Genomic DNA, 22,153 nt, shown 5'->3' on the forward strand with positions numbered 1-22,153 from the left:
AAAATGAAATCTACATTCAAAAAAACTTTGGCTGCCCTTCTGCTGGCAGCCCCCATCATGGCCGGCGCATCGGGCGGCGGGCATTATCCCCACGTTGAGCTTGACCCTCGCGACCAAGTGAGCTTGCAGCGCGGCGCACAAATTTTTGTGAACAACTGCCTCTCTTGCCACTCTGCCGCCGCCATGCGTTTCAACCGCTTGAAAGACATCGGCTTAACGGAAGACCAAATCAAAAACAATTTGATGTTCACCACCGATAAGGTGGGCGATGTGATGCAGGCGCACATGAATCCTGCGGACGCGAAAAAATGGTTTGGCACCGTGCCGCCCGATTTGACGCTGATTGCGCGCTCGCGCGGCAACGACTACATCTACGCCTATCTGCGCGGCTTCTATAAAGACCCGACGCGCCCAACGGGCTGGAACAACACAGTGTTGCCCAACGCCGCGATGCCGCACGTTTTGGCTGCCGAGCAAGGCATCCAAGCGGTGAAATTGGATGCCAAGGGGCAGCCGGTGATGAAAAAAGACGCGCACGGCAAGCTGGTGCCCGATTTGCAGTGGGAAAGCGCAGGCAAGCTCACGCGGTTCAGCAAAGACGGTAAGTTTATTGAAACCGACTACAACAACTATGCCCGCGATTTGACCAACTTTATGGCGTATATGGCGGAGCCTGCCCAAGTGCAGCGCAAACAAATCGGCTATATCGTGCTGATGTTCTTGCTGGCGGTGCTGTTGCCGTTGTCGTATTTCTTGAAGAAAGAATATTGGAAAGACGTGCATTAACATTGCGCCGATAGACCATAGATAGGCAGCCTGAAAACGGGGTTTCTCGTTTTCAGGCTGCCTTTTTGGTTTTTGGGCGTGGCGCGTGGGTGTGGTTTCAGGCTGCTATGGTTGGGTTGCGGCAGCCTGAAACACAGTTTAATGCAGCTAAAAATACGTTGGCGCTGTGCTTCGATAAACCTTCGTGATGCGTTTACCTTTGCGCCTTATCGCGGCGCGGGCGTATAAGGTTGGGCAGCCTGAAAACGGTTGCTCGCGCTGGCTACGGCTTGCTTGCAAGCCGTGTACGGGCGAAAGGGGTTTTCAGGCTGCCTGAATGTGGGCGGGCATGGGGATGGATGGAAATAGGCAGCCTGAAAAAGGAGTTTCTCCGTTTTCAGGCTGCCTTTTGTTGTATGGGCTTAGGGGCATTCGTGGGCAAAGATAAGGCTGGCGCGCACGCCGTGGCTTTGGTTTTGCAACGCCAGCCTGCCGCCGTGCAGACGCATGATTTCGGCAACGAAGCTCAGCCCCAAACCGCTGCTGCGCCTGCCGTTGGCGCGGGGGAGCGAGTAGAAGCGTTGCGGGATTTTGGCGAGGGCGTAGTCGGGGATGGGGTCGCCTTGGTTGTCGATGTGCAGTGCGGTGGCGGTAAGGCTGATGCGGATGGTGGTGTGCGGGGCGGCGAAGTCTAGGGCGTTGGCGAGCAGGTTGTGGATGGCTTGGCGCAGGAGGATGGGGTCGCCTTGCAGAATGGGTTGGGCGATGGCGTTGAATTGTAGCGCGAGGTGTTTGGCTTGGGCGGCGGGCTGGTGCTCTTGGATGGCTTGTTGGCACAGAGAGGCGAGCGGCACGGGTTGGATGGCGGCAAGCTGGTCGCTGTTTTCCAGTCGAGCGAGTTCTAATAACTTGGCGATGAGCTGTTGCTGGTTTTGGGTGTTGCGGATGATGCGGGCAACCAGTTGGTGTTGCTCGAGGGTAAGCGGGCTGTCTTGCAGCAGTTCCAGCGCGGCGGCTTGGGCGGTGAGCGGGGTTTTGAGTTCGTGGGTGAGCCCGAGGATGTAGTTTTCTATGTGCTGGCGATGGTTGAGTTCGCGGCGCAGGTGGGCGATGGCGTGGACTAGGCGGTAGAGATAGCTGTCGCCGAATTGGGGCTGGATGGCGGTGCGGTTGGCTGCCATGGCTTCGGCGTAGCGGCGGATGCGGTTGATGCTGCGGGCGAGCCAGTAGGCAAGGCTGACCAGCAGAACGAGGGTGGCGGCGATGTGGGCTTGGATATGGGGGCTTTGGTTGAGCCATGCGTGGGCGGTGAGCAGGGTGCTGATACCCAGCAGGATGAAAAATAGGCGCAGGCTGATGTTTTTGAAATATTTGCTCATTGGAAGCTGTATCCGATGCCGTGGTGGGTGTGTATGCAGGCGGGGTCTATTTGGGCGTTGCGCAGTTTTTGGCGCAGGGCGCGGATGTGGGTGTTGATGGTGTGGGGGTCGGAGGGGTGGTTGCTGCCAAACATGGCGGTGAGCAGTTCTTCGCGGCTGTACACGCGCTGAGGGTGGGCGATGAGGGTGCGCAGTAGGCGGTATTCGCCGAGGGTGAGGGGGAGGGCTTGCCCTTGGTGGCGGATGCAGTGGGCTTGGGTGTCGTCTTGCCATTGCGGGATGGATTGGGCGGGTTCGTTTTGGCTTCGCCGAAACTCGTTCCACTCGTTTTCAGGCTGCCTTTGGGTGCGGCGCAGCAGGGCTTTGATGCGGGCGTTGAGTTCGCGCGGGCTGAACGGTTTGCCGATGTAGTCGTCTGCGCCGAGTTCCAGCCCGAGGATGCGGTCGGTTTCTTCGTCTTGGGCGGTGAGCATGATAACGGGCAGGCTGGGATGTTGGTGGCGCAGGGTTTTGAGGTAGTCAAAGCCGTTGATGTCGGGCAAGCCTACGTCTAGCAGCAGTAGGTCGTAGGCTTCGCGGGCGAGATGCTGGCCGGCGGCTTGGGCGGTGGGGGCGATTTGGCTGGTGTGGCAGTCGCGCTTGAGGGCGATGGCGATGATTTCGGCGATTTCGGCTTCGTCTTCTAGGATAAGGATGTGGGGCATGGCGGTTGGGGGATGGAGTGGAACGGGGGGATTCAGGCTAAAACCTTTGCGGGGTTTCTGAGGCAGCCTGAAATCTAGAATGGCGGGGTGAGGGCTTGTCGTTAAATGGCGGATTTAATCAAACTTTATTGGTTGCCAAGATGTCGGCAAGCCGCCGACGCTGCATTGGTTGCGGATTTGGCTTTGCAATGGTTTTCAGGCTGCCTATTATGATGCGTGCAACGCGGGAATTTTATCTCACAACGCAATCTTCATAAATTCTTGATAACTTGTTCACAAGATTTTGATGTTGGTTTTGCATAATGGCCGGGTGTTCAATTAAGGCAGCCTGAAATGACGATTACGGGCTGCGGTATCGGAGTTTGATGATGGCAAATAAGCTATGGAGCATTTTGGGCTTGTGCGTGGTGTTTTCTATTGTGCTGATGTTTATTCACAGCTTGGCGGTGCAGCGGGATTATTATCATTCGAGCGCGCTGCTGGGTTCGCTGGATTATCAGATGATTATCCGCAGCATGAAATATGGGATGGTGTTGGTGATTATGGTGTTTAGCGCGTTCTTTTTGAGCGAGGTGTTGCAGGATTGGCGCATTCATCCGATGCAGTATTTGCTAGTGGGCTCGGCGTTGTCGATGTTTTATTTGCTGCTGTTGTCGTTTGCGGAGCATATCGGCTTTGTGGCGGCTTATGTGTTGGGCGCGGCGGCGTGCATCGGCTTGCTGTGGTGGTATTTGCAGTTTGTGCTGGCGAATTGGCAGGGGGTTAATTTGATGGTGGGTTTGCTGTGTTTGGCGTATGGCACGATGTTTGTGCTGCTGCGGATGCAGGAATATAACTTGCTGGTGGGCTCTTGCCTGCTGTTTGCCACGCTGTTTGCGGTGATGTATTGCACGCGCCATGTGGATTGGTATGCGGTGGGGGAAAAGAAAGAGCGCGATGTGAAAACCACGAAGCCGTTTCGGGCGGGGCGCGGGATGGATGATTGATTGATGGGATTAAGGCAGCCTGAAACTGGGTAAACGGTTTTCAGGCTGCCTTTGGTTTATTGGCTAACAGCATCACAACTGAATACTGGCTTTGCGGGCGTTGATGCAGTTGGCGATTTTGCCTTCGGTTGCCATGTCTTGCCCTGAATAATAACGGACGCAATCTTGGCGGATTTTTTCCAGCCGCGCGCGGTAGGCAGGGCTGGCGCTGATGTCGGCTGTGCCGGCGCAGGCGGCAAGCAGCAGGCTGCCGGTTGCCATCAATAAAATGTTTTTCATGCTTATTCCTTATTTTGGGCGGGTGGGTTGGTTAAATCGTCTTGGGTTTGCGCGATGATTTGGGCAAGGTTGGCATCGTTTTGGGCGAGCGCGTTAAGCTCTTTGCCGTAGCCATCGGCAACCAAGCAGCGGATATTGGCTTCATACACCAATTCGCGGGCCGCCAAATCGATGTTCGGGTTTTGCGCGGTTTGGTCGCGGCAGGCGGAATAGGCGTTATCCAGAGCGGTTAAACGCGCTTGCTGTTTTTCCCAGCCTAGCTGGGCTTTTAATTCTGCCGTGTTGCGTTGCAAACAAGCCTCTTCGCCTTCCAGCGGGCGACATTGCAATTGAATATTGCTGGCGGGCGGCAGATTGGCTTGCGCCAAATCGTTGGCGGCGGCGGCAATGCTGTCGGGGTTGTTTTGAATCATGCTGCCCACCATGCTCATGCCGTTTTGCAGGCTGTGCTCATATTGCCCCGCCAGAAATTTGGTCAGCACCTGCTGCCCGGGGCGTATCACCAGCTGGTCCACGGCCACTTGGTAAACGGTGGTGCCGGCAATGGCGGTGCATAGCCCGCCGATGGTGGCGATGATGCCTTTTTTTCTGCTGCTTTCGCTCATGGGGTTTCCTTTGGGTGTTTTCAGGCTGCCTAACGGGAAAGGGCGAGCAACCTGCATTCCAATTCAATCAATAGGCAGCCTGCGTAGCGAAGCGGAGTTGCGAAGCTAAAAACAGAATCCATCCGTTTTCAGGCTGCCTCAATGCCTTGCTTACATCTTGGGAAACATCCCCTTCATCCCGCCCGCCAGCTTCATCAATTTGCCCAAGCCCTTACCGCTAAACATCTTCATCATCTGCTGCGATTGCTCAAACTGCTTCAACATCTTGTTCACTTCTTGCACCGTGGTGCCTGCCCCTGCGGCAATGCGTTTTTTGCGGCTGGCTTTGATGATGGCGGGGTTGGCGCGTTCTTTCGGGGTCATGGAATTGATGATGGCTTCCACGTGTCCCATCGCTTTTTCTGCCGTACCCTCGGGGATTTGCTTGGCAGCTTGCCCCAATTCGCCTGGCATTTTAGACAACAGGCTCTCCAAGCCGCCCATATTACGCATTTGCTGGATTTGCGCTTTGAAGTCGTTTAAATCAAAGCCCTTGCCGCGATGCAGTTTTTTCGCCATTTCGGCGGCAACTTCTTCGTCAATGCCTTTTTGCACATCTTCAATCAGCGTAACCACGTCGCCCATGCCCAAAATGCGCCCTGCCACGCGGTCGGGGTAAAACGGCTCTAACCCGTTGATTTTTTCGCCAATCCCCAAAAACTTAATCGGCTTGCCTGTTACTTGGCGCACGGATAACGCCGCACCGCCGCGCGAATCGCCATCCATTTTGGTCAAAATCACGCCTGTGAGCGGCAAGGCTTCGTTAAACGCCTGCGCGGTGTTCACCGCATCTTGCCCCAGCATCGCGTCCACCACAAACAGCGTTTCCACAGGGTTCACTGCCGCATGAATCGCCTTGATTTCGTTCATCATTTCTTCATCAATCGCCAAACGCCCTGCGGTATCCACCATCAGCACATCATAAAAATGCTTTTTGGCGTAATCCTGCGCGGCAAGGGCGATATCCACAGGCTTTTGCGACACATCGGATGGGAAAAAATCCACGCCCACTTGCTCTGCCAACAGCTTCAACTGCTCAATCGCAGCGGGGCGATACACGTCTGCCGACACCAGCAAAATTTTCTTTTTCTTATCCTGCTCTTTGAGCAAGCGCGACAATTTGCCCACGGTGGTGGTTTTGCCCGCGCCTTGCAAGCCCGCCATCAACACGGTGGCAGGCGGCGTGGCGGCTAGGTTTAGCGCGCTGTTTTCCTTGCCCATCAGCTCGGTTAAGGCTTCGTTCACCATGCCAAAGAAGGCTTGGTCGGGCGTTAAATCTTTGGCAAATTCGTGCCCCAAAGCGCGCTCTTTCACTTGGTTCACAAAGTCTTTCACAATCGGCAGCGCCACATCGGCTTCCAACAGCGCAAGGCGCACTTCGCGCAAGGCTTCTTTGATGTTGTCTTCGGTGAGCGTGGCTTTGCCGCGTATATTTTTGAATACTTTGGAGAATCGGTTGGTTAGGTTGTCTAGCATGGTTATTCCTTGATGATGGGCAGCCTGAAAACGGGGCGCAATGGTTTTCAGGCTGCCTCTGATAATGCGTTGTCTGATAAACGGTTTCGCGTTTTGGCTACGCTGAAACTCGTTTTCAGGCTGCCCTACCCTATTGCACTGCCGTGCCACAATAGGCAGCCTGAAACGCGATAAATGCAAAGGCGCGCATTTTAACATAGCCCCGCCCCGCCAACACGCGCAGCGCAGTTGCCCACATCTTTATCCACACCTCGCTCACCCCCGTGCAAAGCCTGATGCAGCCTGAAAATCCACCATCCATGCACAGTATAATCACGCCCTGTCCACACACTTATCCACACGTTTTTCAGGCTGCCTTTGTTCGCGTATAATCACACAGTTATTTAAAAAGAGTAAAAACACGCAATGATCCGTTTTGAATCCGTTTCCAAAACCTATCCCGGCGGCTACCAAGCCTTAAAGAATGTGAGCTTCACCATCGCCAAAGGCGAGATGATTTTTATTGCAGGGCATTCGGGCGCGGGCAAATCCACCGTGTTGCGTTTGATTGCGGGCATCACCAAGCCCACCACCGGCAAAGTGCTGGTGAACAAACACGATTTGGGCGAGCTAAGCGACAACCAGCTGTGCTATATGCGCCAGCACATCGGCATCGTGTTCCAAGACCACAAAATCCTGTTTGACCGCAATGTGTTGCAAAACGTGATGCTGCCCTTGCGCATCATCGGCTACGACAACGAATCCGCCGAAAAGCGCGCGCGTGTGGCGATTGAAAAAGTGGGCTTGGCAGGGCGCGAGCTGTCCGACCCCAACGGCCTATCGGGCGGCGAGCAGCAACGCCTGTGCATCGCCCGCGCCGTGGTGCACCAGCCCAGCCTGCTGATTGCCGACGAGCCCTCCGCCAACCTAGACCGCGCCTATGCGCTGGACATCATGGAATTGTTTAAATCGTTTCACCAAGTGGGCACCACCGTAATCGTGTCGGCGCACGACGAAACCCTGATGCAGGATTACGGGCATCGCATTTTGCGTTTACAAGGCGGGAGGTTTGCAGGATGAGCAGCAATTATTTTTCATTACACGCCGAAAGCGCGAAACGTGCAGCGGGCTATTTTTTCAAACAACCGATTACCTCGCTGCTGATTTTGGCGATGCTGTCTATCGCCATGACGCTGCCGCTCACGCTGTATTTAGGTGTGCAAAGCAGCAAAGACGTGTTAGACAAGCTCAACGATGTACCCAACATCACGCTGTATATGGATGCGGCCGCCAGCCCCGTTAACAATGAAACCGTGCAAAAACTGCTCGCCGAAGACAAGCGCGTGCAAGCCGTGAAATTTGTGGGCAAGGAGCAAGGCTTGGCGGAAATGCAACAAGCAATGGGCGGGCAAGACATTGGCGCGATGCTGGATGAAAACCCGCTGCCCGATGCGTTTATCGTTACGCCAAAAGAAAACAACCCACAAGCGATTGCGGCATTGCAAGAAGATTTGTCGCATTATCCGATGGTGGAATCAGCGCAAATGGACAAGGAATGGATGCAAACCTTGTATCAATTCAACCAGTTGGTAAACAAAGTGTTTTGGTTTTTGGCGGTTACGCTGGGGCTGGCGTTTGTGCTGGTGGCGAACAACACCATTCGACTGCAAATTTTGACGCACAAGGAAGAAATTGAAATCACCAAGCTGCTGGGCGCGCCCTCGTCGTTTGTGCGCCGTCCGTTTTTGTATCAAGCGGCATGGGAAAGCCTGCTGGCATCGGGCATGAGCTTGGGGCTGTGCACGCTGGTGATGCAAGCCACGCAGCCGTTGGTTAATCAAATTTTTCAGCCCTACGGCATCAATTTGCAATGGCGCACGTTTACGCCATCGGAGATGACGGTGGTGCTGCTGGTGGTGTGTTTGCTCGGCATTATGGGCGCATGGCTGGCGGTTACGCAGCATTTGTTTCACTTTCGGGCGAAACGGGATTGATGAGATTAGGCAGCCTGAAAACGATACGAGCAGGGTGTGCGGCTTCGCCATGCACCGTTTAGCCAATGTTTCATGGTGCGTGGCAAAGCCACACGCCCTACAAGATTTATTCCGCAATCAAATACCGTTTCAGGCTGCCTAATGGGTTATTAGGCAGCCTGAAAATCTATTGGGGCTTAGGAAGCAATCATTGTGTTAAAACATCAGGGTGCGGCGTTTTTTGCTGCATTTTGCGCCGATTGTTCCATCCGTTGCGTTGCGGGGAAAATGGGCAGGCTGGTTTTTGCCTAAGCGGTGTAAGCGGCAATTTGTTGGGTGGTATGTTTGCTTATTGTTCGTCTACTAGTTATAGGTTAATTAAGATAAAAAAATTTTTCATATGTTTTGCTTATATTACCTGGTTCACACATCTTATACCCATGTCGGATACCAAGCAGATTAGGGGCGGTAAACCCTAAGCTATAGTTTCCAAGAAACCAAGTATACTTATATAGTACAGTTTTAGTTTCCCAATCATAGTAAAGACGACTCTCCAAATATGCATAACTGTTAAATGCGTAATAGCCTGAATCATAAACCAAAACACGCTTATGAGTTAGATAATCAAAATGATATTCAACGCCTTCAAAGTTTAAAGTCTGGGGATACTTTCGCTTTTCCTCTTCGGAAAGTTCACGTTTTGATTTCTCTTCGTAGTCGGCAAGTTTTAACCAAGCCTCATGCCCGCCCACCATTTCGCGCCATTTTTCGGGTTGTACATAAATGGTTAAGTTGGCTTGCTTGCAGGCTTCCGCACCTGCTAAATAAGCACGATAACCGTCAATAGTCAGATATAACCACCAACAACCAAATGTGAGCATAAAAGCAACGATGCACGCAACCAGCTTGTTTTTAATCAGTTTGAACGGCAAGAAGGGGGCAAGACAAACAATAATGAACCACAAGGCGAAAAACAAAACGACAACACCTAGCATAATTTTTCCTTTGGATTGAATGGTTGGAACTGCGCTGGCGAAGGGTTTTTTTCAATCCGCCCTTCTGCCATCCGCAACAGTCGTCTTAATCGGCGCAAGCAAAAATGGGGCAAATGGGCTTGTTTGAATGGGCATAGCGGTTTCAGGCTGCCTACACCTAAAACAAGCTCTGGTTAAACAAATCCTTATCGCTGGGCTGCTCGCCGCGCTCATGCGCCAGCAGCCATTGTTTGCGCTGCAAGCCGCCTGCGTAGCCCGTTAGGCTGCCGTCCGAGCCGATGACGCGGTGGCAGGGGATGATGATGGAGACGCGGTTTGCGCCGTTGGCGTTGGCTACTGCGCGCACGGCGGTGGGCTTGCCGATGCGGTTGGCTTGCTCTTGGTAGCTGACGGTTTTGCCGTAGGGGATGGTTTGCAGGGCTTGCCACACGGCAGCCTGAAACGGGGTGGATGGGGTGTGCAGGGCGACGCTAAATTGCTGGCGGCAGCCTGAAAAGTATTCGCCTAGCTCGGCTTCGGTTTGTTGCAGGTGTTCGTTGTCGCCGATAACCAGCGGGCGTTGCAGCAGGCGTTGTAGGTCTTGTTGCTCGCGCTCCACGCTTTTGCTGCCAACAAATTCTAGCAGGCATAGACCTTGCTCGGTGGCACAGGCGATGATTTTGCCCAGCGGGCTGGGGAGGATGCGGCTTTGGATGGCGGGCATAGTGGGGCTTTCGTGGTTTGAGTGGATAAAGGCAGCCTGAAAACGTTTAAAACCCGTTTTCAGGCTGCCTTTGGTTTAGGATTTGGCTGGCTTTTCGGGGCGCACCCAGCCTTCAACCGTTTGCTGTCGTGCGCGGGCAATCACCAGCTTGCCTGCGGCGCAGTTTTTGGTAATCACGCTGCCCGCGCCTGTGGTTGCCTTGTCGCCCACGCTTACAGGCGCAACCAGCACGCTGTTGGAGCCGATGCGTACTTCGTTGCCAATGGTGGTTTTATGTTTGTTTACGCCGTCGTAGTTCGCGGTAATCGTGCCCGCGCCGATGTTGCTTTTTTCGCCGATAGTGGCATCGCCGATGTAGCTCAAATGGTTGGCTTTGCTGCCGCGCCCGATTTGGCTGTTTTTCACTTCCACAAAATTGCCGATGTGCACTTCGTCCGCCAGCACGGCTTGGGGGCGCAGGCGGGCGAACGGGCCGATTTGCGCGTTTTCGCCGACGGTGCAGTCTTCCAAATGGCTAAACGGCGCGATGCGCGTGCCTGCGGCGATTTTGGCGTTGTGAATCACGCAGTTTGCGCCGATGGTTACGTTATCGCCCAGCTCGCAATCGCCTGTGAACACGCAGTTCACGTCGATTTGCACGTCTTGCCCGTGTTTCAGGCTGCCGCGCAGGTCAAAGCGGCTGGGGTCTAACAGGGTTACGCCGTTTTGCAGCAGTTGCCGCGCTTGGGTTTGCTGGAAAATGCGCTCCAATTCCGCCAGTTGCATTTTGTTGTTCACGCCTGCGGCAAGATGGTGGTCAGATACGGGATGCGGTGTTACGGCAACGCCGTCGCGCACGGCAAGTGCAACGACATCGGTCAGATAATATTCGCCCTGTGCGTTGTTGCTTTGCAGCGTGTTCAGCCAGCCGCCCAAATATTGGTTGGGCAACACGAAAATGCCGGTGTTCACTTCGCGGATGGCTTTTTGCGCGGCATCGGCGTCCTTCTCTTCCACAATCTGCACCACTTGGTTATCCGCATTGCGGATGATGCGCCCGTAGCCCGTGGGGTTGTCCATGATGTCGGTCAGGATACCCACGCCGTCGCCTGCTGTGGCGAGCAAGGCTTGCAGATTGTCGCGGTTAATCAGCGGCACATCGCCATACAGCACCAGCGTGCGCCCGTCTTGCGGCAGATGCGGCAGCGCGGTTTTGACGGCGTGTCCCGTGCCCAGCTGCTCGGTTTGTTCCACCCAGCCCACTTGGGCATCGGCAAGCTGTTGTTTCACCTGCTCTTTGCCATGCCCAATCACCACATGGATGGCTTGCGGGGCGAGCGTTTGCGCGGTTTGGATAACGTGCGCGAGCATGGGTTTGCCGCCGATGGGGTGCAACACTTTGGGCTGGCGGGAATACATGCGCGTGCCTTTGCCTGCGGCGAGGATGATGATGTTTAGGGTCATGGGGTTTCCTTTGGGGTGGGGTTTTACTATAAGCAATATGGTTTCAGGCTGCCTTATCTTGCTGAGGCAGCCTGAAAATGATGATTTGCCTGTAAACAACTATTCGCCTGTATTGGGCAAGATGGCGTGCGGTTCGGGGCGCGCGCTGTGGTACAGGGTGTTTTGCGATGCCGCGCCGTTGGTGTAGTAAACGCCTGTGCCGGTGGGGTATTTTTGGCGAACGTGGGTTCTGCCGTCGTCGCCCGCATAGGTTTCCCATGTGCAGGCGGATAGGGCGGCGGTTGCGATGAGGGCGAGGATAAGGGGGGTGGTTTTCATGGGGTTGTCCTTTGTTTGGAAAGTGTATAGTGAATTGAATTTGAATGATTACTGCGTTGGCTCGCCTTGCTGTACCACTTGTGCTATCTGCGGCTCGCCGCCTTGTACTCATTCAAATTGAATTCACTATAAATTATAGCAGATATGGTTGAGGCAGCCTGAAATGAGGGTTTCAGGCTGCCTTGATGGGGCGTGCTGCGTTTAGCTGCAATCCCGAGTGAACAACGCGGCAGGCTGCAAAGTGCGGTTGAGATAGTCTTGGCAGAAATCGGACAGGGTGTTCATGGCGACTCTCCGTGGCAAACAAAAAGAATGCGGATTGAAGCGGTTGCAAAATCTCCGCCTGCGCGGGCAGGGCGGCGGTTAGATTTTCAGCCAGTCTCTGCGGTTTTCAGGCTGCCTGCGTCTGCGCATCCACCCATTCTCTGGGCAGCGCGCTGTCGTGCATTTCCAGCACAAAACCTTGGATTTCGCTTGGATAGCGATGGGCGGCTTCGGCGAGGATGTAGCGGTAAACGTGTTGGCTGAACACGTTGTCCTCTTCGTTTTCCGCCGTGAAGCCGATGGTTTGCCACTCTTTGCCACCGGAAACAATCTGCCAATCGCCAAATTGCAGGGCAATTTGACCGCTTTCTTCGCCCGCTGCCAGCCGCCAGTCGGCTTCGCTCCATTCGTACACGCCTTCCAGCTCGCGCTCGCCGGGGACTTCATCGTCATCCTCGTTTTCATAAGCGTCGGCATAGTCCCAAATTTCGCCGCCTATTTCATATTCCAGCAGCAACTGCGGGTCGCTTACCGCTGCGCCTGCACCAAATTCAAACGACGCGCCTTCTTCAAAGCCGTGCACAAACAGCCAGCCGAAGGAGCAGGCGGCGTTGTGCGCACGATTGCTGGCACGGATGCGGAAAATCAGGTGTTCAATAATGGCTTCAATGTTGGCGGGTTTCAGGCGGGTAATCTGCATGCGTTTTCCTGATTGGAGAGATTGACGAGGCTGGCTGTGATTTTCAGGCAGCCTGAAAAAACCGGCATTCTACCCGAAATCTGCCTGTAAAATAGCCAGCCTTGCCAACCAGATTAGCCCAAATTTCAGGCTGCCCTGAATATGAAACCTGCCCGCCCGCTTTCCACAAAAGGACACCCCATGACCGAAACCGAACGCCAAGCATGGCTGCAACTGGCTTTCACGCCCCACATCGGCGCGGAAAGTTTCGCCGTTTTGTTGCAAATGTATGGCACCGCCAGCGCCGCCTTGCAAGCGCCCGCCGAAGTCATCGCGCAACTGGGCAAACACGCCAAACACGCCGCCCGCGAATGGCACAACACAAGCCTCGCCCGCGCCGCCGCCGAAGCCGCGCTGCAATGGGAGCAACAACCCGGCTGCCGCCTGATGCTCGCGTGCGACAGCGATTACCCCGCCATGCTCGCCGAAGGCATCACCGCCCCGCCCGTGCTGTTTTTGCGCGGCAACACCGAATGGCTGCATCAACCCAGCATCGCCATTGTTGGCAGCCGCCACGCCACCCCGCAAGCCATGCGCATCGCCCACGATTTCGGGCAAGCCCTCAGCGAATACGGCATCACCGTTATATCAGGCATGGCAGCAGGCATTGACACCGCCGCCCACCAAGGCGCGCTCAAAGGCAAAGCCAGCACCATCGCCGTGTGGGGCACAGGCATTGACCGCATCTATCCCGCCAGCAACCGCACCCTCGCCCACCAAATCGCCGAACGCGGGCTAATCATCTCCGAATTTCCGCTGGACACCCGCCCGCTGGCAGGCAACTTCCCCCGCCGCAACCGCATCATCGCCGCGCAAAGCCAAGCCGTGCTGGTAGTGGAAGCCGCGCTAGAAAGCGGCTCGCTCATCACCGCCCGACTCGCCGGCGAAATGGGGCGCGACGTGATGGCGATACCGGGCTCAATCGACAACCCGCACGCCAAAGGCTGCCACAAGCTCATCAAAGAAGGCGCAAAACTCGTTGAAAACCTTATGGACATTGTGGACGAACTCTCCTACCCCGCCCGCATCGCCTCCAGCAGCCTGAAACCCAAAACCCACGCCGCTAAACCCAAGCCCACCTTATCCCAGCCCTTATCCACAGAGTTACCCACAACGACACCCTCGCCCGAACCCGAATCCACCAATGAACACCCTTTGCTTACCAAAATGGGCTACGACCCCATCCACCCCGACACCCTAGCCGAACAAACAGGACAACCCGCCGCCGACATCTACGCCCAGCTCACCGAATGGGAACTAGACGGCATCGTAGCCAGCATGACAGGCGGGCGTTACCAGCGCATCAAATGATTATCCACATCAGGCAGCCTGAAATCTTTTGGCGACAAGCTGTCGCCGCTCCATTTTAGATTTCAGGCTGCCTCAGGGTTTTTGCAAAGGTTTCAACCTGTGTAGCGAAGCAAGGCTGCGAAACCAAAAACAAAAAGCACCCATCGCGAGATGAGTGCTTTTCACATCAGAAGCAAACTTACACTTTTGCAGCCGCAGCCACTTCCGCCGCGTAATCCACTTCTTTTTTCTCAATACCGTCGCCCACTTTATAGCGAACGAAAGAAACCACTTCCGAACCATTCTCTTTCAAGAATTGCGCCACGGTTTGGTCAGGATTCATCACAAACGCCTGTCCGTTCAAAGTAACCTCGGCCAAGTATTTTTTGATGCGCCCTTCAACCATTTTCGCCGCGATTTCAGCAGGTTTGCCGGAAGCAATCGCTTGCTCGGTGTAAATATGGCGTTCTTTTTCCACCAAAGCCGCATCCACTTGGTCTTCGCTCACGCATTGCGGTTTTGCCGCCACGATGTGCATGCCCACTTTGCGCGCCACGTCTTCCACGCCTTTGTATTCAACCAAAACGCCTTCGGTTGCCAAAGCGCCGTGAATGTAAGCCACCAGATTATTAGCCGTTTCAATCACTTGGAAGCGGCGAACCGACATATTTTCGCCCAGCTTGGCAATCACCGCTTTGCGCTCTTCTTCAACCAACGCGCTCAACTCTTCAACCGTAGCCGGTTTTTTCTCGGCAGCCATTTTGGCTACAAAGTTAGCAAACGCCACAAAACCCGCGTCTTTGGCAACAAAGTCTGTTTCGCAGTTCACTTCAACCAAAGCGCCCACGTTGCCTTCAATCGCAAAGGCCAACACGCCTTCCGCTGCAGTGCGGCCGGCCAATTTACCCGCTTTCGCACCCGATTTAATACGCAAGATTTCTTCCGCTTTTTCCATGTTGCCTTCCGCTTCAACCAAGGCTTTTTTGCATTCCATCATGCCCAAGCCGGTAGCCGCGCGCAAATCCGCAACCATTTTTGCAGTAATTTCTGCCATGAGTTTCTCCAATCTCTATAACTAATTTTCAGGCTGCCTAAATATTCAGGCAGCCTGAAATCAACAATCAATAATTAAGCAGCCGCAGCAGCTTGAGCCGCAGCAACCGTTTCCGCAACGGCTTGGTTTTTGCCTTCCAATACCGCATCGGCGATACCACGGCAATACAAGCGAATCGCTTTTGCAGAGTCATCGTTACCAGGGATAACATATTGCACCAAATCAGGGCTGTTATTGCTATCCACAACCGCAATTACGGGAATGCCCAATTTAGCTGCCTCAACCAAAGTACCATGTTGGTAGCCCGTATCAATCACAAAAATCGCGTCAGGCAAACCTTTCATCTCTTTAATGCCGCCCAAAGAACGTTCCAGTTTTTCTACTTCGCGTGTCATATCCAGCAATTCTTTTTTGTTGTAGCCGCTGCTCTCAGCATTAGCCAAAATTGCTGTTTTTTCTTCCAAACGTTTGATAGATTGTTTTACTGTTTTATAGTTAGTCAGCATACCGCCCAACCAACGATAGTCCACATAAGGCATGCCTGCGCGCTGCGCTTCTTCTTTAATGATTTCACGGGCTTGGCGTTTCGTACCCACAAACAAAACCGTACCTTTGTTCGCAACCAAACGGCGCACAACTTCTTGCGCTTCTTGGAACAACGGAACCGTTTTTTCCAAATTGATGATGTGAATCTTATTGCGCGCACCAAAAATGTACTGCGCCATTTTGGGATTCCAATAACGGGTTTGGTGGCCAAAGTGAACGCCAGCTTCAATCATCTGGCGCATAGTAACTTGAGACATAATATTCCTTTAAAGGGTTAAAGCAAACATCACACACTAGAACCTGAAAACAAGCACCCTTTTTTGTGCGATGCGAGCGTTGAAAAATAAAAACGCTTCCAAAGTGAAAGCTTTTGGATTATAACAGTTATATTTTTTCATTTCCAGTAACAAAACCGCCGCGACATTAAGTCATGGCGGTTTTTATCGTTATTCCAGATTACTTAGCGGCATCAGCCTTATTGGCCTTATCAGCCTTAGACGCAGCAGGTTTGGGCGCCGCTTTGGGTTGGGCGGCAGGCGCAGCAGCGCCCACCGTCAATTCGCTTCTCAACTTATCCACTGTTTTTTGCCCGATACCGGGCACATTTTTCAAATCGTCCACTGATTTGAACGCACCATTTTTTTGACGGTATTCCACAATTGCCGTAGCTTTTTTCGCCTTAATGCCTTTCAGCGTACTCAGTTGCTCCACCGTTGCCGTGTTCAAATCAACCGCAGCCAGCGCAAAAGAAAAGCTCAACGAAGCCAGCACAGCCAAGAATAATTTTTTCAACATGATAAAATCTCCATAAAGTGATTTAAAACAAAAGCCGCATTCTATTTTCAAAGTATGCATTATGCAAGCCAATCATTCATCAAATAATCACCAAAAATAAAACGTAAATTATAGCTTTAAACCATATAAAGCCCAAGACTAAACCCCTTTGGCTGTGATGGCAACCAAAGGGGTTTTGCATAAGGAGTTTGGCGATGACCTACTTTCGCATGGGAATCCATACTATCATCGGCGCTGGTTCGTTTCACTGTCCTGTTCGGGATGGGAAGGAGTGGGACCAAACCGCTATGGTCGCCAAACATAAACTGTCAAATTGGCAAGCCGTTTATCAACTTTTTATTTATTACTTTATTTTGTCTTATTTCGGTGATGAATGTATTCATCAGTAAGCTTTATCTTTGCTTCACTTTGTTTTATTGCAAAGTTCTTCAAATGATAGAGTCAAGCCTCACGAGCAATTAGTACAGGTTAGCTTCACACGTTACCGTGCTTCCACACCCTGCCTATCAACGTCCTGGTCTCGAACGACTCTTTAGGAGGATTAAATCCTCAGGGAAGTCTCATCTTCAGGCGAGTTTCGCGCTTAGATGCTTTCAGCGCTTATCTCTTCCGAACTTAGCTACCCGGCGATGCGACTGGCGTCACAACCGGTACACCAGAGGTTCGTCCACTCCGGTCCTCTCGTACTAGGAGCAGCCCCCGTCAAACTTCCAACGCCCACTGCAGATAGGGACCAAACTGTCTCACGACGTTTTAAACCCAGCTCACGTACCACTTTAAATGGCGAACAGCCATACCCTTGGGACCGACTACAGCCCCAGGATGTGATGAGCCGACATCGAGGTGCCAAACTCCGCCGTCGATATGGACTCTTGGGCGGAATCAGCCTGTTATCCCCGGAGTACCTTTTATCCGTTGAGCGATGGCCCTTCCATTCAGAACCACCGGATCACTATGTCCTGCTTTCGCACCTGCTCGACTTGTCGGTCTCGCAGTTAAGCTACCTTTTGCCATTGCACTATCAGTCCGATTTCCGACCGGACCTAGGTAACCTTCGAACTCCTCCGTTACTCTTTGGGAGGAGACCGCCCCAGTCAAACTGCCTACCATGCACGGTCCCCGACCCGGATTACGGGTCTGGGTTAGAACCTCAAAGCCACCAGGGTGGTATTTCAAGGACGGCTCCACAGAAACTGGCGTTTCTGCTTCTAAGCCTCCCACCTATCCTACACAAGTGACTTCAAAGTCCAATGCAAAGCTACAGTAAAGGTTCACGGGGTCTTTCCGTCTAGCAGCGGGGAGATTGCATCTTCACAACCATTTCAACTTCGCTGAGTCTCGGGAGGAGACAGTGTGGCCATCGTTACGCCATTCGTGCGGGTCGGAACTTACCCGACAAGGAATTTCGCTACCTTAGGACCGTTATAGTTACGGCCGCCGTTTACTGGGGCTTCGATCTGATGCTCTCACATCTTCAATTAACCTTCCAGCACCGGGCAGGCGTCACACTCTATACGTCCACTTTCGTGTTAGCAGAGTGCTGTGTTTTTAATAAACAGTCGCAGCCACCGATTCTCTGCGACCCTCAGATGCTTCCGGAGCAAGTCCTTTACATTAGAGGGCATACCTTCTCCCGAAGTTACGGTATCAATTTGCCGAGTTCCTTCTCCCGAGTTCTCTCAAGCGCCTTAGAATTCTCATCCTGCCCACCTGTGTCGGTTTGCGGTACGGTTTAATTCAAACTGAAGCTTAGTGGCTTTTCCTGGAAGCGTGGTATTTGCTGCTTCATGTCCGTAGACACTCGTCATCACGTCTCGGTATTAAAGAAGCGGATTTGCCTACTCCTTCTACCTACCGGCTTAAACAATCTATTCCAACAGATTGCCAGCATAACCTTCTCCGTCCCCACATCGCATTTGAATCAAGTACGGGAATATTAACCCGTTTCCCATCGACTACGCATCTCTGCCTCGCCTTAGGGGCCGACTCACCCTACGCCGATGAACGTTGCGTAGGAAACCTTGGGCTTTCGGCGAGCGGGCTTTTCACCCGCTTTATCGCTACTCATGTCAACATTCGCACTTCTGATACCTCCAGCATACCTTACGATACACCTTCTCAGGCCTACAGAACGCTCCCCTACCATGCACTAAAAGTGCATCCGCAGCTTCGGTTACAGATTTGAGCCCCGTTACATCTTCCGCGCAGGAAGACTCGACCAGTGAGCTATTACGCTTTCTTTAAATGATGGCTGCTTCTAAGCCAACATCCTGGCTGTCTGTGCCTTCCCACTTCGTTTACCACTTAATCTGTCATTTGGGACCTTAGCTGGCGGTCTGGGTTGTTTCCCTCTTGACACCGGACGTTAGCACCCGATGTCTGTCTCCCGAGGAGCAACTTGATGGTATTCTTAGTTTGCCATGGGTTGGTAAGTTGCAATAACCCCCTAGCCATAACAGTGCTTTACCCCCATCAGTCTCATACTCGAGGCACTACCTAAATAGTTTTCGGGGAGAACCAGCTATCTCCGAGTTTGTTTAGCCTTTCACCCCTATCCACAGCTCATCCCCGCATTTTGCAACATGCGTGGGTTCGGACCTCCAGTACCTGTTACGGCACCTTCATCCTGGCCATGGATAGATCACTCGGTTTCGGGTCTACACCCAGCAACTATGTCGCCCTATTAAGACTCGGTTTCCCTACGCCTCCCCTATCCGGTTAAGCTCGCTACTGAATGTAAGTCGTTGACCCATTATACAAAAGGTACGCAGTCACGGAATTATTCCGCTCCCACTGTATGTATGCATCAGGTTTCAGGTTCTATTTCACTCCCCTCCCGGGGTTCTTTTCGCCTTTCCCTCACGGTACTGGTTCACTATCGGTCGATGATGAGTATTTAGCCTTGGAGGATGGTCCCCCCATCTTCAGACAGGATTTCTCGTGTCCCGCCCTACTTGTCGTATACCTAGTACCACCAATCTGTTTTCGAATACGGGGCTATCACCCACTATGGCAGAAGTTTCCAATTCCTTCTTCTAACAGTTTGGCTATCTTATACAGGCTCCTCCGCGTTCGCTCGCCACTACTTGCGGAATCTCGGTTGATTTCTTTTCCTCCGGGTACTTAGATGGTTCAGTTCTCCGGGTTCGCTTCTCTTGTCCTATGTATTCAGACAAGGATACTTAGTAAACTAAGTGGGTTTCCCCATTCGGACATCACCGGGTCATTGCTTTATTGCCAGCTCTCCGATGCTTTTCGCAGGCTTACACGTCCTTCGTCGCCTATCATCGCCAAGGCATCCACCTGATGCACTTATTCACTTGACTCTATCATTTGAAGAACCTTTTGACTTCGTTATAACCAGCGTTGACTACCGCTATAACTTAGATTCCCTACTTTGATAAAGCTTACTGCTTTGTTGTGTCTTAATCCTGCCTTTTGTGTTTCAGGATTAAGTCGATACAATCATCACCCAAATTCTTTTGTTTGTTTCTTTTTTGCCTGTTTGCTTTTTAACTTGCGTTAAATGGCATTTCAGGCTGCCTGAAATGCTGTTGCACCAGCATTTCAAACCAATCCAAACTTTTGTCTTTGTTTGTTGATTTCGGCTTTCCAATTTGTTAAAGATCGATGCGTTGTTTTCGCAAATTAAAATAGCCTAACATGCTTTCAGGCTGCTTTGATTTGGGAAATCTTGGTGGAGGCAAACGGGATCGAACCGATGACCCCCTGCTTGCAAAGCAGGTGCTCTACCAACTGAGCTATGCCCCCAGTATTCTCTTTTCCTCTCATGAGGTTTTTTACTTGCGGCTTGCTTCTCTTGGTGGGTCTGGTAGGACTTGAACCTACGACCCCACGCTTATCAAGCGTGTGCTCTAACCACCTGAGCTACAAACCCTATGTGTCGCATCTTTATGTACAGTTTACCGATAAGTGTGAGTGCCTAATCGTCTCTTTTTCTCTAGAAAGGAGGTGATCCAGCCGCAGGTTCCCCTACGGCTACCTTGTTACGACTTCACCCCAGTCATGAAACATACCGTGGTAAGCGGCCTCCTTGCGGTTAGCCTACCTACTTCTGGTATCCCCCACTCCCATGGTGTGACGGGCGGTGTGTACAAGACCCGGGAACGTATTCACCGCAGTATGCTGACCTGCGATTACTAGCGATTCCGACTTCATGCACTCGAGTTGCAGAGTGCAATCCGGACTACGATCGGTTTTCTGAGATTGGCTCCACCTCGCGGCTTGGCTACCCTCTGTACCGACCATTGTATGACGTGTGAAGCCCTGGTCATAAGGGCCATGAGGACTTGACGTCATCCCCACCTTCCTCCGGTTTGTCACCGGCAGTCTCATTAGAGTGCCCAACTGAATGGTGGCAACTAATGACAAGGGTTGCGCTCGTTGCGGGACTTAACCCAACATCTCACGACACGAGCTGACGACAGCCATGCAGCACCTGTGTTACGGCTCCCGAAGGCACTCTTCCGTCTCTGGAAGATTCCGTACATGTCAAGACCAGGTAAGGTTCTTCGCGTTGCATCGAATTAATCCACATCATCCACCGCTTGTGCGGGTCCCCGTCAATTCCTTTGAGTTTTAATCTTGCGACCGTACTCCCCAGGCGGTCAATTTCACGCGTTAGCTTCGCTACTAAGGCATCAAGTGCCCCAACAGCTAATTGACATCGTTTAGGGCGTGGACTACCAGGGTATCTAATCCTGTTTGCTACCCACGCTTTCGAGCATGAACGTCAGTATTATCCCAGGGGGCTGCCTTCGCCATCGGTATTCCTCCACATCTCTACGCATTTCACTGCTACACGTGGAATTCTACCCCCCTCTGACATACTCTAGCTTACCAGTTCAAAACGCAGTTCCCAAGTTAAGCTCGGGGATTTCACATCTTGCTTAATAAACCGTCTGCGCTCGCTTTACGCCCAGTAATTCCGATTAACGCTCGCACCCTACGTATTACCGCGGCTGCTGGCACGTAGTTAGCCGGTGCTTATTCTTTAGGTACCGTCAGCAGATAATGGTATTAACACTATCCTTTTCTTCCCTAACAAAAGTCCTTTACAACCCGAAGGCCTTCTTCAGACACGCGGCATGGCTGGATCAGGCTTGCGCCCATTGTCCAAAATTCCCCACTGCTGCCTCCCGTAGGAGTCTGGGCCGTGTCTCAGTCCCAGTGTGGCGGATCATCCTCTCAGACCCGCTACTGATCGTCGCCTTGGTAGGCCTTTACCCCACCAACTAGCTAATCAGACATCGGCCGCTCGAATAACGTGAGGTCCGAAGAGCCCCCACTTTCCTTCTCAAAGCGTATGCGGTATTAGCTATCCTTTCGGATAGTTATCCCCCATTACTCGGTACGTTCCGATGCATTACTCACCCGTTCGCCACTCGCCACCAAAAGAGCAAGCTCTTTCGTGCTGCCGTTCGACTTGCATGTGTAAAGCATGCCGCCAGCGTTCAATCTGAGCCAGGATCAAACTCTTATGTTTAATCTCTAACTTACTTTATTCTGGTCTGCTTCAAAGAAACTGACAAGGCAATCAATAATAATTCAAACTAAAAGCCTAAATCATCATCAATCCTTCTTGTCTGTTTTTGTCGCAGTGTGAGACCATCAGGCACTCACACTTATCGGTAATCTGCTTTTTAAAGAACAAAAAAAATTAGACCTCTTTGTGAGGCGGCTGCCGTAGCAGCGAAAGATGCGAACTATACGCACACAAACCAATATTGTCAATCCCCACAACAGAAAATGTTTCTGTAAAACGGTCAAATGATTGCGCAATAATGGTTTTTTTGTTCGG

The 22,153-nt window shown here is 52.5% G+C and carries 19 protein-coding genes, 2 tRNA genes and 3 rRNA genes; 5 read left to right on the forward strand and 19 right to left on the reverse strand.

Annotated elements, in window-relative coordinates; all coding sequences use genetic code 11:
• Window positions 1-3: 3 nt before the first annotated feature.
• On the forward strand, window positions 4-786 hold the full coding sequence (locus JDW22_RS07015) for a cytochrome c1 (RefSeq protein ID WP_200522450.1): 783 nt from the start codon (window positions 4-6) through the stop codon (window positions 784-786).
• Window positions 787-1,187: 401 nt separating this feature from the next.
• Here JDW22_RS07015 and JDW22_RS07020 read toward each other — a convergent pair whose 3' ends face one another.
• Together JDW22_RS07020 and JDW22_RS07025 are read right to left on the reverse strand one after the other, a co-directional pair.
• Window positions 1,188-2,144: an ATP-binding protein gene (locus JDW22_RS07020; protein ID WP_200522451.1), complete on the reverse strand. Its 957-nt coding sequence runs from the start codon at window positions 2,142-2,144 to the stop codon at window positions 1,188-1,190.
• On the reverse strand, window positions 2,141-2,848 hold the full coding sequence (locus JDW22_RS07025; protein WP_200522452.1) for a response regulator: 708 nt from the start codon (window positions 2,846-2,848) through the stop codon (window positions 2,141-2,143). The genes JDW22_RS07020 and JDW22_RS07025 overlap by 4 nt, the downstream gene beginning before the upstream one ends.
• Window positions 2,849-3,213: 365 nt before the next feature.
• On the opposite strand from JDW22_RS07025, the gene JDW22_RS07030 reads away from it, so the two are divergent.
• The gene (locus tag JDW22_RS07030) at window positions 3,214-3,834 is read left to right on the forward strand and encodes an inner membrane CreD family protein (protein WP_200522453.1); all 621 of its coding nucleotides are present in this window, start codon (window positions 3,214-3,216) and stop codon (window positions 3,832-3,834) included.
• A gap of 72 nt (window positions 3,835-3,906) precedes the next feature.
• Here the strand turns inward: JDW22_RS07030 and JDW22_RS07035 are convergent, their stop codons facing one another.
• The 4 genes from JDW22_RS07035 to JDW22_RS07050 all read right to left on the reverse strand — a co-directional run bounded on the left by JDW22_RS07035 (window position 3,907) and on the right by JDW22_RS07050 (window position 6,549).
• A complete protein-coding gene (locus tag JDW22_RS07035) occupies window positions 3,907-4,113 on the reverse strand; it encodes a hypothetical protein (protein WP_200522454.1) in 207 nt (68 codons plus the stop codon).
• 2 nt (window positions 4,114-4,115) lie between these two features.
• Entirely contained in the window at window positions 4,116-4,718 is a 603-nt protein-coding gene (locus tag JDW22_RS07040; protein ID WP_200522455.1) for a hypothetical protein, read from the reverse strand.
• A gap of 150 nt (window positions 4,719-4,868) precedes the next feature.
• A complete protein-coding gene (gene ffh, locus JDW22_RS07045) occupies window positions 4,869-6,233 on the reverse strand; it encodes a signal recognition particle protein (RefSeq protein WP_200522738.1) in 1,365 nt (454 codons plus the stop codon).
• A 130-nt stretch (window positions 6,234-6,363) separates the two neighbouring features.
• Window positions 6,364-6,549 carry a hypothetical protein gene (locus JDW22_RS07050; protein ID WP_200522456.1) on the reverse strand — a complete coding sequence of 62 codons (186 nt, stop codon included), beginning with the start codon at window positions 6,547-6,549 and terminating at the stop codon, window positions 6,364-6,366.
• A gap of 89 nt (window positions 6,550-6,638) precedes the next feature.
• On the opposite strand from JDW22_RS07050, the gene JDW22_RS07055 reads away from it, so the two are divergent.
• Both JDW22_RS07055 and ftsX read left to right on the forward strand, forming a co-directional pair.
• Window positions 6,639-7,292 (forward strand): cell division ATP-binding protein FtsE, encoded by a 654-nt coding sequence (locus JDW22_RS07055; protein ID WP_003795824.1) that lies wholly within the window; start codon window positions 6,639-6,641, stop codon window positions 7,290-7,292.
• A complete protein-coding gene (gene ftsX / locus JDW22_RS07060) occupies window positions 7,289-8,206 on the forward strand; it encodes a permease-like cell division protein FtsX (protein ID WP_200522457.1) in 918 nt (305 codons plus the stop codon). Before JDW22_RS07055 ends, ftsX begins: the two co-directional genes overlap by 4 nt.
• A gap of 353 nt (window positions 8,207-8,559) precedes the next feature.
• Here the strand turns inward: ftsX and JDW22_RS07065 are convergent, their stop codons facing one another.
• The 5 genes from JDW22_RS07065 to JDW22_RS07085 form a co-directional block, all read right to left on the reverse strand.
• Window positions 8,560-9,180 carry a hypothetical protein gene (locus JDW22_RS07065; RefSeq protein ID WP_200522458.1) on the reverse strand — a complete coding sequence of 207 codons (621 nt, stop codon included), beginning with the start codon at window positions 9,178-9,180 and terminating at the stop codon, window positions 8,560-8,562.
• Window positions 9,181-9,337: 157 nt separating this feature from the next.
• Window positions 9,338-9,883, reverse strand: coding sequence for a methylated-DNA--[protein]-cysteine S-methyltransferase (locus JDW22_RS07070; protein WP_200522459.1), 546 nt, complete (start codon window positions 9,881-9,883; stop codon window positions 9,338-9,340).
• A 75-nt stretch (window positions 9,884-9,958) separates the two neighbouring features.
• A complete protein-coding gene (glmU, locus tag JDW22_RS07075; RefSeq protein WP_200522460.1) occupies window positions 9,959-11,326 on the reverse strand; it encodes a bifunctional UDP-N-acetylglucosamine diphosphorylase/glucosamine-1-phosphate N-acetyltransferase GlmU in 1,368 nt (455 codons plus the stop codon).
• A 99-nt stretch (window positions 11,327-11,425) separates the two neighbouring features.
• Window positions 11,426-11,644, reverse strand: a complete 219-nt coding sequence (locus JDW22_RS07080) for a hypothetical protein (RefSeq protein WP_003795808.1) — start codon at window positions 11,642-11,644, stop codon at window positions 11,426-11,428.
• A 391-nt stretch (window positions 11,645-12,035) separates the two neighbouring features.
• Window positions 12,036-12,608 carry a hypothetical protein gene (locus JDW22_RS07085; RefSeq protein ID WP_200522461.1) on the reverse strand — a complete coding sequence of 191 codons (573 nt, stop codon included), beginning with the start codon at window positions 12,606-12,608 and terminating at the stop codon, window positions 12,036-12,038.
• Between the two features lie 180 nt (window positions 12,609-12,788).
• Between JDW22_RS07085 and dprA the strand changes: the two genes are divergently transcribed.
• Entirely contained in the window at window positions 12,789-13,958 is a 1,170-nt protein-coding gene (gene dprA / locus JDW22_RS07090) for a DNA-processing protein DprA (protein WP_200522462.1), read from the forward strand.
• Between the two features lie 178 nt (window positions 13,959-14,136).
• Here the strand turns inward: dprA and tsf are convergent, their stop codons facing one another.
• The 8 genes from tsf to JDW22_RS07130 form a co-directional block, all read right to left on the reverse strand.
• Window positions 14,137-14,991, reverse strand: a complete 855-nt coding sequence (gene tsf, locus JDW22_RS07095) for a translation elongation factor Ts (protein WP_003795802.1) — start codon at window positions 14,989-14,991, stop codon at window positions 14,137-14,139.
• 74 nt (window positions 14,992-15,065) lie between these two features.
• The gene (gene rpsB / locus JDW22_RS07100) at window positions 15,066-15,794 is read right to left on the reverse strand and encodes a 30S ribosomal protein S2 (protein WP_040558501.1); all 729 of its coding nucleotides are present in this window, start codon (window positions 15,792-15,794) and stop codon (window positions 15,066-15,068) included.
• Between the two features lie 199 nt (window positions 15,795-15,993).
• Window positions 15,994-16,332 (reverse strand): ComEA family DNA-binding protein, encoded by a 339-nt coding sequence (locus tag JDW22_RS07105; protein WP_200522463.1) that lies wholly within the window; start codon window positions 16,330-16,332, stop codon window positions 15,994-15,996.
• 186 nt (window positions 16,333-16,518) lie between these two features.
• A 5S ribosomal RNA gene (gene rrf / locus JDW22_RS07110) occupies window positions 16,519-16,631 on the reverse strand.
• A 138-nt stretch (window positions 16,632-16,769) separates the two neighbouring features.
• Window positions 16,770-19,658, reverse strand: a 23S ribosomal RNA gene (locus tag JDW22_RS07115).
• 369 nt (window positions 19,659-20,027) lie between these two features.
• Window positions 20,028-20,103, reverse strand: a tRNA-Ala gene (locus tag JDW22_RS07120).
• A 50-nt stretch (window positions 20,104-20,153) separates the two neighbouring features.
• A tRNA-Ile gene (locus JDW22_RS07125) sits at window positions 20,154-20,230 on the reverse strand.
• 67 nt (window positions 20,231-20,297) lie between these two features.
• Window positions 20,298-21,838 (reverse strand): 16S ribosomal RNA (locus JDW22_RS07130).
• The 16S, 23S and 5S rRNA genes sit together here with 2 tRNA genes alongside, the layout of an rRNA operon.
• Window positions 21,839-22,153 lie beyond the last annotated feature (315 nt).

This window comes from Kingella bonacorsii, assembly GCF_016623605.1.
Taxonomy (GTDB): Bacteria; Pseudomonadota; Gammaproteobacteria; order Burkholderiales; family Neisseriaceae; genus Kingella_B; species Kingella_B oralis.

Coding starts and splice junctions, on each gene's coding strand:
- JDW22_RS07015 (WP_200522450.1), top strand. CDS start 4: ATGAAATCTACATTCAAAAAAACTTTGGCTGCCCTTCTGCTGGCAGCC.
- JDW22_RS07020 (WP_200522451.1), bottom strand. CDS start 2,144: ATGAGCAAATATTTCAAAAACATCAGCCTGCGCCTATTTTTCATCCTG.
- JDW22_RS07025 (WP_200522452.1), bottom strand. CDS start 2,848: ATGCCCCACATCCTTATCCTAGAAGACGAAGCCGAAATCGCCGAAATC.
- JDW22_RS07030 (WP_200522453.1), top strand. CDS start 3,214: ATGATGGCAAATAAGCTATGGAGCATTTTGGGCTTGTGCGTGGTGTTT.
- JDW22_RS07035 (WP_200522454.1), bottom strand. CDS start 4,113: ATGAAAAACATTTTATTGATGGCAACCGGCAGCCTGCTGCTTGCCGCC.
- JDW22_RS07040 (WP_200522455.1), bottom strand. CDS start 4,718: ATGAGCGAAAGCAGCAGAAAAAAAGGCATCATCGCCACCATCGGCGGG.
- ffh (WP_200522738.1), bottom strand. CDS start 6,233: ATGCTAGACAACCTAACCAACCGATTCTCCAAAGTATTCAAAAATATA.
- JDW22_RS07055 (WP_003795824.1), top strand. CDS start 6,639: ATGATCCGTTTTGAATCCGTTTCCAAAACCTATCCCGGCGGCTACCAA.
- ftsX (WP_200522457.1), top strand. CDS start 7,289: ATGAGCAGCAATTATTTTTCATTACACGCCGAAAGCGCGAAACGTGCA.
- JDW22_RS07065 (WP_200522458.1), bottom strand. CDS start 9,180: ATGCTAGGTGTTGTCGTTTTGTTTTTCGCCTTGTGGTTCATTATTGTT.
- JDW22_RS07070 (WP_200522459.1), bottom strand. CDS start 9,883: ATGCCCGCCATCCAAAGCCGCATCCTCCCCAGCCCGCTGGGCAAAATC.
- glmU (WP_200522460.1), bottom strand. CDS start 11,326: ATGACCCTAAACATCATCATCCTCGCCGCAGGCAAAGGCACGCGCATG.
- JDW22_RS07080 (WP_003795808.1), bottom strand. CDS start 11,644: ATGAAAACCACCCCCCTTATCCTCGCCCTCATCGCAACCGCCGCCCTA.
- JDW22_RS07085 (WP_200522461.1), bottom strand. CDS start 12,608: ATGCAGATTACCCGCCTGAAACCCGCCAACATTGAAGCCATTATTGAA.
- dprA (WP_200522462.1), top strand. CDS start 12,789: ATGACCGAAACCGAACGCCAAGCATGGCTGCAACTGGCTTTCACGCCC.
- tsf (WP_003795802.1), bottom strand. CDS start 14,991: ATGGCAGAAATTACTGCAAAAATGGTTGCGGATTTGCGCGCGGCTACC.
- rpsB (WP_040558501.1), bottom strand. CDS start 15,794: ATGTCTCAAGTTACTATGCGCCAGATGATTGAAGCTGGCGTTCACTTT.
- JDW22_RS07105 (WP_200522463.1), bottom strand. CDS start 16,332: ATGTTGAAAAAATTATTCTTGGCTGTGCTGGCTTCGTTGAGCTTTTCT.